The organism is Endozoicomonas sp. SESOKO4 (assembly GCF_024606275.1).
Genome location: NZ_JAHHPS010000149.1, coordinates 1 through 1339, shown reverse-complemented (window position 1 = coordinate 1339; position 1339 = coordinate 1). Strand labels below are relative to the sequence as shown.

The window sequence follows — 1339 nt, the reverse complement described above, 5'->3', positions numbered from 1 at the left end:
TCATTCATTCTGCAATAAAAATCATCAGTAAAAAATTGTTTCTGAAGCTCATGGCAGTTACTTTGAACGTTTTTCCGTCATCAGGAAATAGAAAAATATCCTGCTGCTTATGGCTGTCACTACTTATTGATGTATTGATCTGTAGAGCTTCACTCTCTGCAACGCTGTGGCATAGTCCTTGGAAGAGGCTAAAAAGAGCACTGAGAGAGACGCCCAACCCTTCCCCAAAATGAAAAAAGGATGATTTTATTATAAAACGATAAATTAAACGGCATTTTTAAATTATTTTTTCATACTAAGCCCCAATCAACTGAGTCAGTGCTGGTTTAAGTTGTGGATAAGTGAATGAAAATCCTTCAGCCATGAGACGCTGTGGGTAGATATTCTGGCCTTTCAATACCATTTCAGAAGACTCCCCCAACATTCCCCTGAGAACCATGGCTGGCATTTTCAGGAAGGCCGGACGATTAAGAGTGCCGGCCAGAGTCACGGCAAAGTCTTTATTACTGACAGCTTCAGGAGCGGTGGCATTAAAGGCGCCCTCAGCTGAGTCATTCTCCAGCAAAAATTCCAGCGCATTCACCATATCTTCCATGTGAATCCACGACATCATCTGCTTGCCAGAACCCAGCGGACCACCAATACCCAGACGGAAAGGAAGCATCATTTCCCGGAGCGCACCGCCTTCAGGGTGCAATACTACTCCGGTTCTGACCAGACAAACCCGCAGCCCCAAATCCTTTGCACGCACAGCAGCCTGCTCCCAGCGTATACACAGTCCTGCAGCAAAGTCATCCCCAGCCCCGGAAGACTCATCCAGACGGGCAGCATCGTCCCTACCACCATAAAACCCAATAGCAGAGCCACTGATCAGACAGTCTGGCCGGTTTTCCATTCTCTCAGTCAGGTCAACCAATTCTGAAGTCAATGCGATCCGGCTATTGAGCAACTGTCTTTTTCTTGAGGGAGTCCAACGCTTATCCATCACTCCTTCACCGGCCAGATTGACAATGGCATCGAAGGCTTCAGAGGGCTTCACAGCCGACAAGGACTTTACAGGCTTCACTTCAGTGGACAGAAGGCGGTGTACATCCCTGGCATCCTGTCTGCTCAAAATGGTCAGCCGATGCCCTTTTGATAAAAGTCTGGCCACCAGTCGGCGGCCAATAAACCCTGTTCCCCCGGTAATCAGTATCTGCATGACATAAGTCCCGAATAAGCCTTGAAATGAAATGGAGCGTCCTCAGTCTCACGGGATAAAATCCCATGATTCCATATTAAACAGCCATGAGCTTCAGAAACAATTTTTTACTGATGATTTTTATTGCAGAATGAATGA

1 protein-coding gene is annotated in these 1339 nt (G+C 46.7%); it reads right to left on the bottom strand.

Features of this window, described 5'->3' with window-relative positions; genetic code table 11:
- Window positions 1-295: 295 nt before the first annotated feature.
- Complete coding sequence (locus tag KDK16_RS02860) at window positions 296-1201, bottom strand: TIGR01777 family oxidoreductase (protein WP_257253418.1); 906 nt, start codon at window positions 1199-1201, stop codon at window positions 296-298.
- Window positions 1202-1339 lie beyond the last annotated feature (138 nt).